The organism is Catellatospora sp. NPDC049609 (assembly GCF_040675365.1).
Taxonomy (GTDB): domain Bacteria; phylum Actinomycetota; class Actinomycetes; order Mycobacteriales; family Micromonosporaceae; genus Catellatospora.
The window spans coordinates 15,794-30,877 of the sequence record NZ_JBFAOU010000046.1 but is presented as its reverse complement, the minus strand read 5'-3'; the positions used below and the strand labels follow the sequence as shown (position 1 = coordinate 30,877).

The window sequence follows — 15,084 nt, the reverse complement described above, 5'->3', positions numbered from 1 at the left end:
ATACTCTGTCCGCATGGCCGAACCGAAGACGACCAGGACCGACGCGAGCGTCGAGGAGTTCCTCGCCGGTGTCGCCGACGCGCGCCGCCGCACCGAAGCCCAGGCACTGTGCGAGCTGATGGAGCAGGTCACCGGGCAGCCGCCGGTGATGTGGGGCACCGCGATCGTCGGGTTCGGCCATTACCGCTACCACTACGCGTCCGGCAGGCAGGGCGACTGGCCCGCGGTCGCGTTCTCCCCCCGCAAGCAGAACCTCGTCGTCTACCTCGCCGAGGGCTTCGCCGACCAGGCCGACCTGCCGGCCCGGCTCGGCCCGGTCACCACCAGCAAGGCCTGCCTCTACATCAAGAAGCTCGCCGACCTCGACACCGCGGCGCTGCGCGAGCTGATCGCCGACTCGTTCACCCAGACCCACGGCAAGACGATCACCACCTGACCGCGGCCCGGCCCACCGCGCAGCGTGCCGACCGCGGCCGGTCGGCGCAGGTCGCCTATGGTGTTGCGGTGCTGATCCTGCTGCCGCCGTCGGAGGGCAAGGCCGCGTCCGGCTCCGGCAAACCGCTCGACCTGGACGCCCTGTCCCTGCCCGCGCTGCGCACCGCCCGCGAGCAGGCCCTCGACGCGCTGGTCGAGCTGTGCACGGGCGACCCCGCCCAGGCCGCGCAGGTGCTCGGCCTCAGCCCCGGCCTGGCCGGGGAGACGGCCCGCAACGCGGCGCTACGCACCGCGCCCGCGCTGCCCGCGGCGAAGCTCTACACCGGTGTCCTCTACGACGCGCTCGGCCTTGCCGACCTGCCCGCCCCGGCCCGCACCCGGGCCCGCCGCTCGCTGCTGGTGTTCTCCGGCCTGTGGGGAGCGCTGCGCATCGACGACCGCGTCCCGCCGTACCGCTGCGCCATGGGCGTGCGGCTGCCCGGCGTGGGCCTGCTGTCCACCCACTGGCGCGACGCCATGGCCGCCGCCCTGCCCGACGCCGCCGGCAAGGACCTGGTGCTGGACCTGCGCTCGTCGATGTACACCCCCGCCTGGTCACCGCGCGGCGAGCTCGCCGCCCGGACCGCGACCGTGCGGGTGCTGCACGAACGCAACGGCGCCCGCACCGTGGTCAGCCACTTCAACAAGGCCACCAAGGGCCGCCTGGTCCGCGACCTGCTCGCCGACGGCGGCACGCCCCGCGACCCAGCCGAGCTCGCGACCGCGCTGCGCGACCTGAAGTACACCGTCGAGGAGCAGGCCCCGGCCCGCGCCGGACGCACCTGGCAGCTCGACGTCATCGTCACCGAGCTGTAGCTCGCGGCGGCGGAAAATCCTTTGTGGCGGCCGCGGCCGTGCGCGTACGGTTTGCCGGTCAGCGGGACGACGATCCAGGGGAGCAGCGCCATGTGGCACAGCGGTGATACGCGATGGTCCGCGTCGCGTGCCGTGGCCGGCTGCCGGCCCGCCGGCCGCGACACCGATCCGCCGACCCGGGGTGACCGGCGCCGCTGAGCGCCGCGCGCACGGCCCACGCCGTCCGCCCCGCACCGTCGGGGCAGGCGGCGTCCTTTTTTGCACAGCACGCGGGTGTAGCTCAACGGTCAGAGCACCGGCCTCCAAATCCGGCGGTTGCGGGTTCGAATCCTGCCGCCCGTGCTGATCCACCATCCGACACACGATGCCGGTGTAGCTCAGCGGTGCAGAGCATCCGCCTGTCGAGCGGAGGGCCGCGGGTTCGAGTCCCGTCACCGGCGCCACAATCCAGGGTTTACGGCCCGCAGACGGGGTATCTGCCTGCTCGAAGGAGGTACCCGATGGACACCGGACAGATCATCATCCTGGCGATAGTCGTCGTGGCGGTGCTCGTGGGCGCGTTCGTGGCGATGCAGGCCATGCGCCGCCGCCAGCTGCGCAGCCGTTTCGGCCCCGAGTACGACCGGGCGGTCGCCGAGTACGACTCGCGCGGCGAGGCCGAGCGGGAGCTGCGCGAGCGGGAGCGCCGGCACAGCGAGCTGGAGCTCAAGGAGCTCTCCCCGCAGGACCACGCCCGGTTCGTGGTGCGCTGGCATGCGCTGCAGTCGCACTTCATCGACGCCCCGGCCGACGCCGTCGGGGAGGCCGACGAGCTGGTGACCGAGCTGATCGCCGCGCGCGGTTACCCGACCGGCGACAGCGACGAGCAGCTGGCGCAGCTGTCGGTCGACCACGCGGCGACGCTGCAGGCCTACCGCGAGGCGCAGGACATCGCCGCGAAGAACCGCAACGGTGAGGCGAGCACCGAGGAGCTGCGCGTGGCGGTGGTCCGCTACCGCGAGCTGGTCGCCGAGCTGCTGGGCGAGGAGCCCGTGCCCGCCGACGCCACCACCCCCACCACCGACACCGCCCGCCAGAACCAGACCGCCCGCCAGGACCAGGAGGTCAACGCATGACGCACGACACCAGGCACCGTTTCGACCTCACCGACGAGACCGACCGGCACGAGCGCTTCGACGGCATGCCGCAGGACCGCGACGCCGCGGACGAGCGCTTCGACGGCGTGGCGCAGGACCGGGCCGACGACCGTGACGCCGTGGACGGCGACCGCTTCGATGGCGCCGCCGACGACCGTGACGTCGTCGACGGTGAGGTCGTCGACGCGACGACCGAGCCGGAGCACCGGCACGACCAGGACGGCGTCCGCGACGACGACCCCGAGGCCCCCGACCTGACGGCCGAGCAGGCCGACGACGTGGACCGCGACCGGTCCGACGACGACGTGGAGCCGGTGGACCTGGACGGCTTCGACGGCACCACGCGCGGCGGCCACAGCGTCGCCAACCCGGTCGACGACGACGGTGTCCCGGTCGAGGCCGAGGCGACCGACGACCCGGTGCATCCGGAGGCCCACATCGGCGACGAGCCCGCCGACGCCGACGGCGAGCAGACCCGCACCCCCGACGACCTCGCCGAGGTCGAGCCGGCCGACGGCACGGCGGGGGACATCGTCGACGAGGCCACGCCCGCCGGCACGGACCAGGTCCCGGACCCGACCCCGACCGACGAGGTCGTGGGCGGCCCGGACGCGGTGGAGCAGCCGGTGACCGGCACGGCGGACGTGGACGAGGTGGTGGCGGCCGCGTCGCTGTGGTCGGCGGGCGCCGCCGACGGGCTGCGGGAGCGGTGGCAGGCCGCGCAGCTGCGATTCGTGGACGACCCGGCCGCGGTCGCGGCGGAGATGCGCGACATCGTCGCCGAGACCGTCGAGCAGCTGCAGCAGAGCGTGGCCGCCCGCCGCGCCGAGCTCGACGAGGCCTTCAACGGCGCCGGCACGGACACCGAGCGGCTGCGCCAGGCGGTGCAGCGTTACCGCGACTTCCACGAGCAGCTGCTGGACCGGTAGCAGCCCGGCCGGTCGCCGACCGTGGTGACAGCTCCGCCCACGCCCTGTACACGGCGTGGGCGGAGCTTTTCGGTCTCCTGCGCTCCCGCGGGTCAGCCCAGCGCGGTGGTGACCGGCGGGCTGACCACGGTCTTGCCGTCCTGCTTGACGGTGCCGACACACCCCGCCAGGGGCGCGGTGGTACGCAGGTAGAGCTCGTACCGGTCGGCGGTGTACCGGACCGTGAAGTGCTCCTTGGCCCAGGCCCGCACCTCGGGGTGCTTGCCGATGCGGCGCGGCCGGGCGAACATCACGCCGTCGGCGACCGTGGCCGCGGCGACGATCTCGCCGTCGGTGAGCCAGCCGGAGTCGATCCGCACGTGCGACGTGTCGACCAGCCACGGCGGCGTACGCAGCCCCGCCCGCGCCAGCATGGCCTGGTCGTCGGCGACCAGCACGATGTCGCGCGGCAGCGTGCGCAGGCACGCCTCGACCGCGGTGTCCTTGAGCTCGGGGGCCACCGTGGTCCCCGCGGTGTGCCACAGCGCCGCGGCGACCGCCGGCAGCACCAGCAGCGCACCGGCCCAGCGGCGGCGCTCGCCGGTGACCCGGCGCACGGCGAGGCGGACCGCGGCCCACAGCGCCGCGGCGCCCAGCACGATCAGCGCCCCGGCGGGCGCGATGAACAGCAGCACGTGGTGCTTGAACGTGGGGTGGTGCAGGTAGCCGAACGGCACCACGGCCAGCGCCCACAGCGTGATCGCGATGGCGTCGGGCCGCCCGCCCGCGCGACCGGGCAGGGCGATGGCGAGCACGGCACCGACCGCCGCGGCGGTGAAGTACGGCAGGCCCCAGTCGCCCGTGTTGTCGATCATCTTGATGACGTCGGGCGTGCCGCCGGCGGTGTCGGTGGCCCGCAGGTGCAGCGCGAACACCTGGTCCCAGGCGGCGCGGCCGGGCCGCAGCACGGCGACCGCGGCCCCGGCGGCGGCGGCGAACCCGGCCAGGAACCAGCCGGCCGCGGCGGCGGTGCGGCGCAGCCACGCGAACCGGCGGGCGGGCCCGGCCAGCGCGGCGGTCGTCAGCAGGGCCAGGGCGACCGACGGCACGACCACGACCGCGATGAGCTTGACCAGCGCGGCCAGGCACAGCGCGGCGCCGGACGCGGCCCACCACCAGCCCCTGCCGCGGGCGGCGGTGCGGGCACGCAGCGCCAGGCACACGGCCACCCCGCCGAGCGCGGCCGCGGGCAGGTCCGCGCCGAACTGGAAGCTGTAGCGCTGCACCAGCGGGAACACGGCGACGGCGAGCGCGGCGAGCATCCCCGCGCGGGCCCCGCGCAGCACGGCGGCCATCGCCGCGGCGGTAGCCGCCAGCAGGGCGGTGAACCCGACCATCAGGAACCGTGCGGCCGGCTCGCCGCTGTCGCCCCACAGCGCGAACGGCTGCGCCACCAGCCACGGGAACAACGGCGGCTGGGCGTGGAAGACCTCCGTGTACGGCTGCCCGCCGGCGGCGATGGCCAGCGCGGTCTGCCAGTACACGCCGTCGTCGTAGTCGAGGACCTGGCTGCGGTTGGTGGCCAGCCGGAAGGCGAAGGACCCCACCACGGCCGCGGCGACGACGCACCACAGCACGGCGTCGCGTATGTTGCCACGGCACCGGCAGGTGACCTGGTCAGGCGTCATCGTCATACATCCCGGGGATCGGCGGCAGGCGGCCCTCAGCACGGGCCTCGAGGACGTTAACACCACATAGCGTCTATAAAGCCACATAACACGGACACCGGGCCGAACCTCCGCCGGGCAGGCAAATCCGATTACGGAAAGTGCTCGCGGTGCTACTTTCGGCAAGTCGGCGCGCCGTTGCCGCACCGGAGCGCACGCGTGCCGCCCGCCGACGACAACCACCCTGGAGTGCGGAGGTAGCCACCCGTGAGCACCGGCAGAGTCACCACCAAGGACGGCACCGAGATCTTCTACAAGGACTGGGGCAGCGGACAGCCCGTCGTGTTCAGCCACGGCTGGCCCCTGACCGCCGACGCCTGGGACGACCAGATGTGGTACGTCGTGTCCAACGGCTTCCGCGCGGTGGCCCACGACCGGCGCGGCCACGGGCGCTCCAGCCAGCCGTGGGAGGGCAACGACCTCAACACCTACGCCGACGACCTCGCCGCCGTCATCGAGAAGCTCGACCTACGCGACGTGGTCCTGGTCGGCCACTCCACCGGCGGTGGCGAGATCACCCGCTACATGGCCCGCCACGGCACCGACCGCGTCGCCAAGGCCATCCTGGTCGGCGCCATCCCGCCGCTGATGCTGCAGACCGACGCCAACCCCGAGGGCCTGCCCCGCAGCGTGTTCGACGGCCTGCGCGAGAGCGTCGAACGCGACCGCTCACAATTCTGGAAGGACCTCAGCGCACCCTTCTACGGCGCCAACCGCGACGGCTCCAACGTCAGCCAGGGCCTGCGCGACGCCTTCTGGCTCATGGGCATGACCGTCGGGTTCAAGGGCGCCTACGACTGCATCAAGGCGTTCTCCGAGACCGACCAGACCGAGGACTGCAAGAAGATCGACGTACCCACGCTGATCATCCACGGCGACGACGACCAGATCGTGCCCATCGTGGCCGCGGCCAACAAGTCGTCCAAGCTCATCAAGGGCAGCACCCTCAAGGTGTACCCCGGAGCGCCGCACGGCCTGACCGCCACGCACCAGGACGAGTTCAACGCCGACCTGCTCGCCTTCCTCAAGGGCTGATCGGCCCCGTTCGTTCCTCCCGCCGGCCGCGGCACCGCCCAGGTGCCGCGGCCGGGTCTGTCAACCCGAGTTGACAAGCACCGTCCTGTCAACCTACATTGACACCATGAGCGACGCGACAAAACTCGCCGCCGCGGCCGGCAGCACCGACCCCGGCGTCGGCCTACGCGCCGTGCTCGCCCTGCGCAGACTCCTCGAAACCCTCGAAGTGCTGCAGGTCGGCAACGCCCGCAGAGCCGGCTGGTCCTGGCAGGAGATCGCCGACGCCCTCGAAGTCAGCCGCCAGGCCGTACACAAGAAACACGCCGGCCGCTGGCCCGAACCGGACCGACGGGAGAAGTGATGTTCGAACGATTCACCGACGCCGCCCGCGCCGTCGTCAAAGGCGCCCAGACCGAGGCCCGGCTCTGCGGCCGCTGCGGCCAGAACCACATCGGCACCGAACACCTCCTGCTCGCCCTGCTGCGCCCCGGCTCCGGCATCCCCTACGACCTGCTCACCACCGCCGGCCTCAGCCACGAACGGGTAGCCGCCTTCATCACCGGCCTCGCCGACGCCACCGAACCACTCGGCGCCGCCGACGCCGCCGCCCTCGAAGCCATCGGCATCGACCTCGACGCCGTACGCACCAAACTCGAGGAGAACTTCGGCCCCGGCGCCCTCACCCCACCACAGCCACCCGCCCGGCGCGGCCTGTTCCGCCGCCGCGCCAAACCCGCCGGCACCGGCCACATGCCGTTCACCCCGCGCGCCAAGGTCGTCCTCGAACTGTCCCTGCGCGAAGCACTGCGCCTCAAACACCGCTACATCGGCAGCGAGCACATCCTGCTCGGCCTCATCCGGGAGGGCAAAGGCCTCGCCGCCCGCATCCTCACCGACAACGGCATCGACCTCGCCGATCTGCGTACCCGCACCGAACAGGCCATCGCCACCGACGCCAAAGCCTGACGACCACCCATGGGCCGGGGGAGCACCCCGGCCCACGGCACCGTCGTGCACACGCGGCCCAGGCGGGCCCACAACACATCGCCGAGCACAAGATCGTCTAAGGGTGGGGGAGAGCACGACGGCCCGCCCTTCGTCCCGACCGCGCAAACGTCCAATATCTGTGGTTAGTCGGATATGCACCCAAGCCTCACGACGCGCCTACGTGGATCTCAGGACGTTTTAGCAGGTCAGAGGCTATGCGCAGGGGTCGGTGCGGCCAAATCGGTCGCTCACCAGGGCGCGACCGCCTACTGTGCCGCCCTATGACCATCAGCTACGACTGGCGTGAGCCGTTCGACAACCACGAGGTCGGCGCGCTGCACGCCGCGGGCTTCGGGTACGAGCCGTCCGGGTACGACTGGTGGGCGCAGGTCAGCCGGCACAGCCTCGGTTGGGTGTGCGCGCGTGACGGCGGGCGCCTGGTCGGCTTCGTCAACGTCGCGTGGGACGGCTCCGGGCACGCGTTCATCCTGGACACCGTCGTCGCGGCGGACGCGCGCCGGCTCGGCGTCGGCACCGGGCTCGTCGACGAGGCGGTGCGCCGGGCGTCGGCCGCCGGGTGCGAGTGGCTGCACGTCGACTTCGAGGAGCACCTGCGCGACTTCTACGTCGACGCGTGCGGCTTCCGTGCCACCGGCGCCGGGCTCATCGCGCTGCCTACTGCCGGCATACCCCGAAAGTCCGGCTCGGCGACCTCGGATCCTGACATGACGGTGGGTCTGACCTAGGCTGGGAGCCCCTGCGGCCGCTACGGCGCTTTCAGGCTGTTTTCGCAGGTCAGAGGCTTGTTCAAGGGTGGCTGACGGCTGGATCCAGCGCTTCGTGAGCGCCGGGCAACAAGATCCACATTAACGGCGGACCGACGCCGCAGTGGCGGCTTTGGACCGTGCGGTCCGGCGCCGTAGCGCGCTCCCGGCAAGCGCGTCGGTGACTCCGTTCCGCGATCCGATCACCGATGTCGGCTTCGGAGCGCGTTCAGACGCGTTCGGCGCACAGGTTCACCGGAATTTCGGTCACACAACATAACAGTCATTATGTTGTATCGCGATTATGAGCCGAACTCTCGTCCTGAAGCTGTTTTCCAATTATTAGATTACCGATAATGGCAATCCTGTAATCAGATCAGGGCTCGGCTGAGCGTGGGAAGGCAGCGGACGTTCTCGCGTCGGGGCTCGGACGGCCCGGCCGTATCTCGTGAGCCGTCACGGATGCACGGCGTTCTGTTCCCGTCGCGACGGTGCCGGGCGGTTGTTCGCGAAGACATGACGACGGCGTGACCCGGTGCCTGCGCCGAGCGCTGTCCCCCGCCGAGATCAAGACTGGATTAGGGTGGCCGCGTGGATCAGGATGAGCGACTCCGGCACTCCTCGTCGTTCGGCGCCGCGGCGACTGCGTACGCCGCGCACCGCCCGGACTACGCCCACGCCGCGGCACGGTGGGCACTCGAGCCCGCGCCCGGCCCGCGGGTGCTCGACCTGGGCGCGGGGACCGGCAAGCTCACCGCCACGCTGGTCGCGGTCGGCGCCGACGTCACCGCGGTCGAGCCCGACCCGGCGATGCTGACCGAGCTGCGCCGTGCCCAGCCGGAGGTTCGTGCGCTGGCGGGCAGCGCGGAGGCGATCCCGCTGCCGGACGGGTCCGTCGATGCCGTGCTGGCCGGCAACGCCATGCACTGGTTCGACATGGCCGTCGCGGGACCCGAGATCGCCCGGGTGCTTTCGCCGGGCGGCATCCTGGCCGGCCTGTGGAACGTCCTGGACGACAGCGTCGACTGGGTCGCCGGCCTGGCGCGGGTCAGCGGCAGCGCGGCCGTCGGCCCTCGCGACACACCCGCGAGCTGGCGTGCCGAGACGGCGGACATGCACCTTCCGAAGACCGGCGCGCCCGCCCGGTTCGGCTCACCGGAGCAGGCCTGGTTCCCGCACGGGCAGCGGCGTACCGCCGACTCCCTGGTCGCGACGCTCGCGACCAGGGCGGGGATGCTGGTCATGGCGGAGCGGGAGCGCGAGGCCGCGCTCGGCCGGATCCGCGCCTTCCTGGCGGGCCGGCCGGAGACCGCGGAGGGCGAGTTCACGCTGCCGATGCTGACCTGCGTGCTGCGCGTCCGGCGGCGGTAGCGGGTTCAGAGTCCGAACACGTCGGCGACGTGGTCGGCCAGTTCGTCTTCGGACAGGTGGCCGTCGACCTCGATGGCGTGCAGGCCGAGGCGGGCCAATTCCCCGCGCAGTCGGTCGGTGAACATCCGTTCGCGCTCCATCAGGTTGTCCAGGGCCCGTTCCGGGTCGCTGGTCTGTCTGGCGATCTTCCAGGTGGAGCCGCGGTGGTCGAAGGCGGCTCGCCGGAACTGCGGGGTGGGCAGCAGCCACACGGCGTGCTCGGGTGCCGCGAGCAGTGGGGCGACCAGGTGTGGGAGCAGGCGGAAGCCTTCGGCGAGCACGGGCGGCGGGGCCGGTAGGGCGGCGAGGTCGGCGGTGACGTGGTGGAAGCCTTCGCCGTGGAACCAGTGGAAGGTGTCGAGCATGGTCTGCGGTGTCCGGTGCAGCCAGCGTTCGTCCATGTCCATGCCGGCGAACGCGGTGAGCAGTGGGCTGTCGGCGGGGGTGCTGCGGGCGGCGTGGTCGGGCATGACGTCGTCGGTGGCGTAGAGGCGCAGGCCGTGGCGGGTGGCGAGCTGTCGGGCGATGGTGGATTTGCCTGCGCCGCTGGCGCCGCCGATCCAGTAGACGTGCAGCGGGCGGGGGCGTGACGAGCGCATTCTTCAGCGTACGGGGCTGGCACCGGTTGAGGGTTTTGCGGTGTCGGCCCGGTGATGTCGCGTAGAAGTCTCCACGGTGGTTCAGCGACGGCGTATCGGTGCGGGCGGGGGCGGTCGGCTGGGGTGGGCGCGGATATTCGGGGGCGTCGTGGTGGTGGTGGGCGGTACGGTCCGCCGATGAGTGATGTGGGGTTCGACGGGGACGGGTTCTTCGGGGAGCCGGTGGCGGCCGGGTACGACGATGCGACGGCGGAGATGTTCCGGGCGGACGTGGTCGGTGCGACGGTGGACGTGCTGGCGGGTCTGGCTGGTGGCGGGCGGGCGCTGGAGTTCGCGGTCGGGACGGGGCGGGTGGCGTTGCCGCTGGCCGGGCGGGGTGTCGAGGTGCACGGGATCGACATGTCGCGGGCGATGGTGGCGCGGTTGCGGGCCAAGCCGGGTGGTGACGCGATCGGTGTCACGATCGGCGACATCGCCTCGACGCGGGTGGACGGCGTGTTCTCGGTGGTGTATCTGGTCTTCAACACGATCATGAATTTGACCACGCAGGATGCGCAGGTGGAGTGCTTCGGTAATGCTGCGGCGCACCTGTCCCCCGGTGGCGTGTTCGTGGTGGAGGTGATGGTGCCGGAGTTGCGGCAGCTGCCGCCGGGGCAGCGTGCGGTGCCGTTCCGGGTGACGCCGACGCGGTGGGCGTTCGACCTGTACGAGGTGTCGACGCAGGCGATGAGTTCGAACTATGTGGAGGTCGTGGACGGGCGGGGGTCGTATCGGTCGATTCCGTTCCGGTATGTGTGGCCGGCGGAGCTGGATCTGATGGCCCGGATCGCGGGGTTGCGGCTGCGGGAGCGGTGGGCGGATTGGGATCGGTCGCCGTTCGGTGATGAGAGCGGCAAGCATGTGTCGGTGTGGGAGAAGGTGTGAGGTGGCATTTGCGGGCCGACACGCGGCCGGAACCGTAGGCGCTCACATTCTGTAGCGATAGTGTCACCGCTCGTCGGGAAGTTGACCGGGTACTGCGGGTATTCCGTGGTCACAACCAACGGGGGTTGTCTCATGTCCGTATCCAGGATCGCTCGATGGGCCGCCGCTGCGGCCACCGTCGCGGCCGCGGTGTTCGCGGGGTCGGCCTCGGCCGCGCCGAAGCCGGAGGATCCGCCTGTCACCGGGCCGCAGACCCGGTTCGAGGTGCCGCTGACCGGTGAGGCGACGTTCGCCGAGCTGGGCACGCTGACGTTCGCCGGGCAGGTCCGGGTGTCCGTGCAGCCGCGGCCGGCGACCACGCCGGATGCGCTGCGGATCATCCACACCCGCCTGGAGGACGTGGTCGGCACGGGCACCGGGGTGTCGTGCGAGGCGCGGGGCGCGGCGCACTTCCGGCTCCCTGCGGCCGCGACGCTGCAGTTCACCGGGGAGTACAACCTGGTGCCGGCGGGCCCGGTGCCGCCGGGCGACCCGGCTGAGGCGTGCTGGGGCAACCGGCTGACCGTGGAGTACACGGTGAATCTGGACGCGGACGGCAACGTGGTCGGTGAGCCGACCGCGGTGGCGGTCACCGCGGAGGAGACCCCGGCGCCGTAGTGGTTCCGGTGATGGTGAGGGTGGGTCGCGCGGTCGCGCGGCCCACCCTCACCGTTTCGGCAGCGGGGTCTTTACCCTGCCCCTGGGGCGGGCCCCAGACTGGCGGCATGGCATCGCAAGACACGCGCCGCTCGGCGCTGACGATCAGCGAGTTCGGCCGGCGTTCCGGCCTGTCGCTCAAGGCTCTGCGGTTGTACGACGTCTCGGGTCTGCTGCCGCCGGCGGAGGTGGATCCGGGCAACGGCTACCGGCTGTACGTGCCGGAGCAGCTGGCGCGGGCGCGGCGGATCAGCGTGCTGCGGCAGCTGGAGGTGCCGCTGTCGGTGATCGGCGAGCTGCTGGAGCTGTCCGACGAGGACGCGGCGTTGCGGCTGGCGCGGTGGTGGGCGGTGCAGGAGGCGGCGCTGCGGGCGCGGCGGGAGACCTACGCCCATGTGCGGGCGGAGCTGCTGCGTACGGCGTTGCCGCGGGCGGCGTACGAGGTGTCGGTGCGCCCGGTGCCCGGGGCGAAGGTGGTGTCGGTGCGCTACGAGGTCGATCAGCAGGGGCTGGTGGCGGCGATCCGGACGGGTGAGGACGTGCTGCGGCGGCATCTGGCGGACTCGGGTGCCGGGCCGGGTGGGCGGCTGTGGGTGCTGTACCACGGCATGGTGACGCCGGACAGTGCGGCGCCGGTGGAGGTGTGCGTGCCGTTCACGGGGGCGGTGGAGCCGGCCGGGGACATCGTGGTGCGGCTGGAGCCGGCGCACACGCAGGTGTTCTGCACGGTGCTGCGGGACGACTGCTTCTATCCGCGGATCATGTCGGCGTACGCGGCGGTGGACGGGTTCGCGCGCCGGTCGGGTCTGGTGACGGCCGGTGCGGGGCGGGAGGTGTACCTGGCCGACTGGGACGCGATCGCCGGGGACGACCCGTACGCCGAGGTGGCGGTGCCGGTGTCGGGTGGTGTGCGATGAGCCGGGACTGGTCGCGCCACTCCCCCTACAGCGATCCGGGAAGCTTCGCGCCGCTGCTGGATGCGCTGCCCGGTGGGGTGCGGGAGCTGTCGGCGGTGGTGCGCAACGTGCTGGTGCACTATCGGGCGGCGGGGATCGTGTTCACCGGCGAGCGCCTGGCGGAGATCGACAACCGGTGGGTGGACCGGATCCTGGGGGCCGATCAGGGGCGGTTTCCGGTGCCGTTGGCGGTGCCGCGGCCGGTGGAGCAGCGGGTGGTGGGGTGCTGCCGGGATTTCACGCTGCTGACGGTGGCGGCGTTGCGGCAGCGGGGGGTGGCGGCGCGCAGCCGGGTCGGGTTCGCGTCGTATCTGGTGCCGGGGTTTCACTGCGACCATGTGGTGGTGGAGTACCGGGACGGCGACCGGTGGGTGTGGCTGGACGCGCAGCTGGATCCGGCGCTGGACTGGGGGTTCGACACGGCCGACATCCCGTGGGCGGCGGCGGCGCCGGGGGCGTTGTTCGCGTCGGCGGCGCAGGTGTGGTCGGCGTACCGCGGCGGTGCGGTGGACGTGGGCCGCTACGGCGTGGATCCGTCGCTGCCGCAGCTTGCCGGCGGGTGGCTGGTGTACGACTACGTGCTGCAGGAGCTGGCGCACCGGCAGGGTGACGAGCTGCTGCTGTGGGACGGCTGGGGTGCGATGGCGCAGGATCTGGCCGGTGCGGATCTGGCGCTGGCCGATGACGTGGCGGCGATGCTGCTGGCGGCGGACGCCGGTGACGAGTCGGCGGAGCGTGAGCTGTCGGCCTGGTATGCGGCCGATCCTCGGCTGCGGCCGTCGGGCCGGGTGCGGTGCCTGTCGCCGCGGGGCACGGCGGACTGGGTGGAGCTGCGGGGCTGACCGGGCAGCTGCGGCTCGGGCGGGCGGCGGTGCCGCCGTTCGGTGCTGTCGACGAGCCTGTCGACAGCACCGGGGTGTGGTGCCGGGCGGTGGCGGCGTGCGGGTTCAGGTGAGGTCGCAGGCTTTGAGCGAGCCGTCGTAGCCGTTGAAGAAGGCGCGGGTGCGCTGCTGGACGGTGCCGTGGGAGTCGGGGGCGAACCAGGGCTGGTCCTCGGGGTCGCCGACGGCGAGCAGGCCGCGGCGGAACTCGTCGAGGTCGCCGTCGGCGAGGCTGAGGTCGCCGCGGCGGACGCTGTCGCCGAGGTAGGCGCCGGCCATGCAGTCGGCCTGCAGTTCGTGTTCGACGGCGTAGCGGTGCTCGATGCCGAGCCGGGCCTGTACGGCGTGGGCGTACTCGTGGCCGAGCAGGTAGAACACGAACGCGTCGCCGATGCGGCGGAACGCGGTGACGGCCCAGTCGGCGTCGTAGGCGATGAAGTCGCCGGCCGGGCAGTAGACGGCGTTGTCGGCGGGGATCGGTTCGGGTCCGCAGGCGAGCTCGCCGCTGTCGCGGTAGGTGGTGACGGTGCGGACGGGGGTGAACGGGACGCCGGAGGCGTCGAACACGGCGTCCCAGTACCGTTCGGCCAGGGTTACGGCGTCCTCGGCGTCGGTCTGGAACTCCGCGACGGTCTTGGTGCCGTCGACCTGGGTGGTGGCGGTGGGCCGGGGCTGGTCGGGCTGGGGGGTGCTGTCGTCGGGCAGGTCCGGGTCGGGCAGGGCGCCGCAGCCGAGGGTCAGCACGGCGGCGGCGGTGAGGGCGACGGTCCAGCGGGTGCGGTGGCGGGCGGGCATCGCTCGTCCTTTCGGGGGCTGTTTCTGTTGTATCCGATGCCCACATCCGGGCAGGATCTGACGCGGCTCGGCCGCTTGCTTCTCCACGGGGGTTCCGTTGATCGATTGGCTGGACGGGGTGTGGTCGCGGGCGGTGGCCGTGCAGGTGCTCGACGGCGGTGAGGACGGCGGCGACCTGGATCGGCGGGAGCTGCTGGCGGAGGTGTCGCAGCCGCAGGCGCTGGCGCGGGCCCGGGAGCTGATGACGGCCGGGACGTTCACCGGCGGCATCTGCCGCTGCCTGGGGGGTATGACGGTGGTGCTGCGCGACGCCGGTGGGGCGGTGCTGGGCGCGGCGAGCGTGCACGGCTACGGCACGCTGTCGTGGGAGCGGTCGCGGTTTCGCGACGATCTCGAGGTGGCCGACCCGGCGGCGCTGCATCTGTTCCTGGCCGAGCAGGGTGTGCCGGGGCAGCTGGCGCAGTTCCACGCGGATCTGGTCGGGCTGCTGGGCCTGCGGGAGGGCACGCCGCAGTTCCGGCAGGCCGGGCGGGAGGGCAAAGCGCTTGCGGAGGCCCGGCGGGTGCTGGCGGCGCGGCGGGTGCCCGCGGTGCTGCACGGGCCGTTGAGTGCGGTGTCGGGGCAGCAGGCGGCGGAGCTGGACGGTGCGCGGCTCGACGCGATCCGTGCCCTGCTGGTCGCCGACGTGCCCGACCCGGTGGCGCGGGCGGGGGTGCTGCTGGAGTGGCTGGGCCGGCTGCCCGCCGAGGCGGAGGCGTTCTGGGGCGAGGGTGTGCTGGTGCGGCGGCTGCTGGCGGACCTGTCCGGGCAGGATCTGGTGGCGGCGGTGGCGGGCAGCGGCAGCGGCCATGTCGCGATGGGTGTGGTGCACTGGTCGCGGTGGCACGGCGCGGACGCGTCGCTGGTCGCGGCGGTGGCGCCGACGCTGCGGCGGCTGTTTCCGCCGCCGGCGGGCCGTGGGCGGCGCCGCCCGGCCCGGGTGCGCCCGTAGGCT

At 72.5% G+C, this 15,084-nt stretch carries 16 protein-coding genes, 2 tRNA genes and 1 pseudogene; 16 read left to right on the top strand and 3 right to left on the bottom strand.

Going from position 1 to position 15,084, the window contains the following annotated elements:
* Nucleotides 1–13 precede the first annotated feature (13 nt).
* The 6 genes from AB0J67_RS15630 (at nucleotide 14) to AB0J67_RS15605 (ending at nucleotide 3,355) form a co-directional block, all read left to right on the top strand.
* Nucleotides 14–436, top strand: a complete 423-nt coding sequence (locus AB0J67_RS15630) for a DUF1801 domain-containing protein (RefSeq protein WP_363482177.1) — start codon at nucleotides 14–16, stop codon at nucleotides 434–436.
* A 68-nt stretch (nucleotides 437–504) separates the two neighbouring features.
* Entirely contained in the window at nucleotides 505–1,290 is a 786-nt protein-coding gene (yaaA, locus tag AB0J67_RS15625) for a peroxide stress protein YaaA (protein ID WP_363482174.1), read from the top strand.
* 269 nt (nucleotides 1,291–1,559) lie between these two features.
* Nucleotides 1,560–1,632 (top strand) — tRNA-Trp (locus AB0J67_RS15620).
* A gap of 24 nt (nucleotides 1,633–1,656) precedes the next feature.
* A tRNA-Asp gene (locus AB0J67_RS15615) sits at nucleotides 1,657–1,733 on the top strand.
* Nucleotides 1,734–1,790: 57 nt separating this feature from the next.
* Entirely contained in the window at nucleotides 1,791–2,405 is a 615-nt protein-coding gene (locus AB0J67_RS15610) for a hypothetical protein (protein ID WP_363482172.1), read from the top strand.
* A complete protein-coding gene (locus tag AB0J67_RS15605) occupies nucleotides 2,402–3,355 on the top strand; it encodes a hypothetical protein (RefSeq protein WP_363482169.1) in 954 nt (317 codons plus the stop codon). Before AB0J67_RS15610 ends, AB0J67_RS15605 begins: the two co-directional genes overlap by 4 nt.
* Before the next feature lie 92 nt (nucleotides 3,356–3,447).
* Here the strand turns inward: AB0J67_RS15605 and AB0J67_RS15600 are convergent, their stop codons facing one another.
* Entirely contained in the window at nucleotides 3,448–5,022 is a 1,575-nt protein-coding gene (locus tag AB0J67_RS15600) for a glycosyltransferase family 39 protein (RefSeq protein WP_363482166.1), read from the bottom strand.
* Nucleotides 5,023–5,268: 246 nt separating this feature from the next.
* Between AB0J67_RS15600 and AB0J67_RS15595 the strand changes: the two genes are divergently transcribed.
* The 5 genes and pseudogenes from AB0J67_RS15595 to AB0J67_RS15575 all read left to right on the top strand — a co-directional run bounded on the left by AB0J67_RS15595 (nucleotide 5,269) and on the right by AB0J67_RS15575 (nucleotide 9,200).
* The gene (locus tag AB0J67_RS15595) at nucleotides 5,269–6,096 is read left to right on the top strand and encodes an alpha/beta hydrolase (RefSeq protein ID WP_363482163.1); all 828 of its coding nucleotides are present in this window, start codon (nucleotides 5,269–5,271) and stop codon (nucleotides 6,094–6,096) included.
* Between the two features lie 106 nt (nucleotides 6,097–6,202).
* Nucleotides 6,203–6,439 (top strand): HTH domain-containing protein, encoded by a 237-nt coding sequence (locus tag AB0J67_RS15590; RefSeq protein ID WP_363482160.1) that lies wholly within the window; start codon nucleotides 6,203–6,205, stop codon nucleotides 6,437–6,439.
* A pseudogene (locus tag AB0J67_RS15585) lies at nucleotides 6,439–7,026 on the top strand (Clp protease N-terminal domain-containing protein); the annotation flags it as partial. The gene AB0J67_RS15590 and the pseudogene AB0J67_RS15585, both read left to right, overlap by 1 nt.
* 320 nt (nucleotides 7,027–7,346) lie before the next feature.
* On the top strand, nucleotides 7,347–7,811 hold the full coding sequence (locus AB0J67_RS15580; RefSeq protein WP_363482157.1) for a GNAT family N-acetyltransferase: 465 nt from the start codon (nucleotides 7,347–7,349) through the stop codon (nucleotides 7,809–7,811).
* A 609-nt stretch (nucleotides 7,812–8,420) separates the two neighbouring features.
* Entirely contained in the window at nucleotides 8,421–9,200 is a 780-nt protein-coding gene (locus tag AB0J67_RS15575) for a class I SAM-dependent methyltransferase (RefSeq protein WP_363482154.1), read from the top strand.
* A 5-nt stretch (nucleotides 9,201–9,205) separates the two neighbouring features.
* Here AB0J67_RS15575 and AB0J67_RS15570 read toward each other — a convergent pair whose 3' ends face one another.
* A complete protein-coding gene (locus tag AB0J67_RS15570; protein ID WP_363482152.1) occupies nucleotides 9,206–9,838 on the bottom strand; it encodes a hypothetical protein in 633 nt (210 codons plus the stop codon).
* A gap of 222 nt (nucleotides 9,839–10,060) precedes the next feature.
* On the opposite strand from AB0J67_RS15570, the gene AB0J67_RS15565 reads away from it, so the two are divergent.
* From AB0J67_RS15565 to AB0J67_RS15550, 4 genes are all read left to right on the top strand, one after another.
* Nucleotides 10,061–10,762 (top strand): class I SAM-dependent methyltransferase, encoded by a 702-nt coding sequence (locus AB0J67_RS15565; protein WP_363482149.1) that lies wholly within the window; start codon nucleotides 10,061–10,063, stop codon nucleotides 10,760–10,762.
* A 132-nt stretch (nucleotides 10,763–10,894) separates the two neighbouring features.
* On the top strand, nucleotides 10,895–11,419 hold the full coding sequence (locus AB0J67_RS15560; RefSeq protein ID WP_363482146.1) for a hypothetical protein: 525 nt from the start codon (nucleotides 10,895–10,897) through the stop codon (nucleotides 11,417–11,419).
* A 107-nt stretch (nucleotides 11,420–11,526) separates the two neighbouring features.
* Nucleotides 11,527–12,375 carry a MerR family transcriptional regulator gene (locus AB0J67_RS15555; protein ID WP_363482143.1) on the top strand — a complete coding sequence of 283 codons (849 nt, stop codon included), beginning with the start codon at nucleotides 11,527–11,529 and terminating at the stop codon, nucleotides 12,373–12,375.
* Nucleotides 12,372–13,256, top strand: a complete 885-nt coding sequence (locus tag AB0J67_RS15550; RefSeq protein WP_363482140.1) for a transglutaminase domain-containing protein — start codon at nucleotides 12,372–12,374, stop codon at nucleotides 13,254–13,256. Before AB0J67_RS15555 ends, AB0J67_RS15550 begins: the two co-directional genes overlap by 4 nt.
* A 105-nt stretch (nucleotides 13,257–13,361) precedes the next feature.
* Here AB0J67_RS15550 and AB0J67_RS15545 read toward each other — a convergent pair whose 3' ends face one another.
* The gene (locus tag AB0J67_RS15545; RefSeq protein ID WP_363482138.1) at nucleotides 13,362–14,090 is read right to left on the bottom strand and encodes a neutral zinc metallopeptidase; all 729 of its coding nucleotides are present in this window, start codon (nucleotides 14,088–14,090) and stop codon (nucleotides 13,362–13,364) included.
* Between the two features lie 97 nt (nucleotides 14,091–14,187).
* On the opposite strand from AB0J67_RS15545, the gene AB0J67_RS15540 reads away from it, so the two are divergent.
* Complete coding sequence (locus AB0J67_RS15540) at nucleotides 14,188–15,081, top strand: hypothetical protein (RefSeq protein ID WP_363482135.1); 894 nt, start codon at nucleotides 14,188–14,190, stop codon at nucleotides 15,079–15,081.
* The last annotated feature ends 3 nt before the right edge of the window (nucleotides 15,082–15,084 follow it).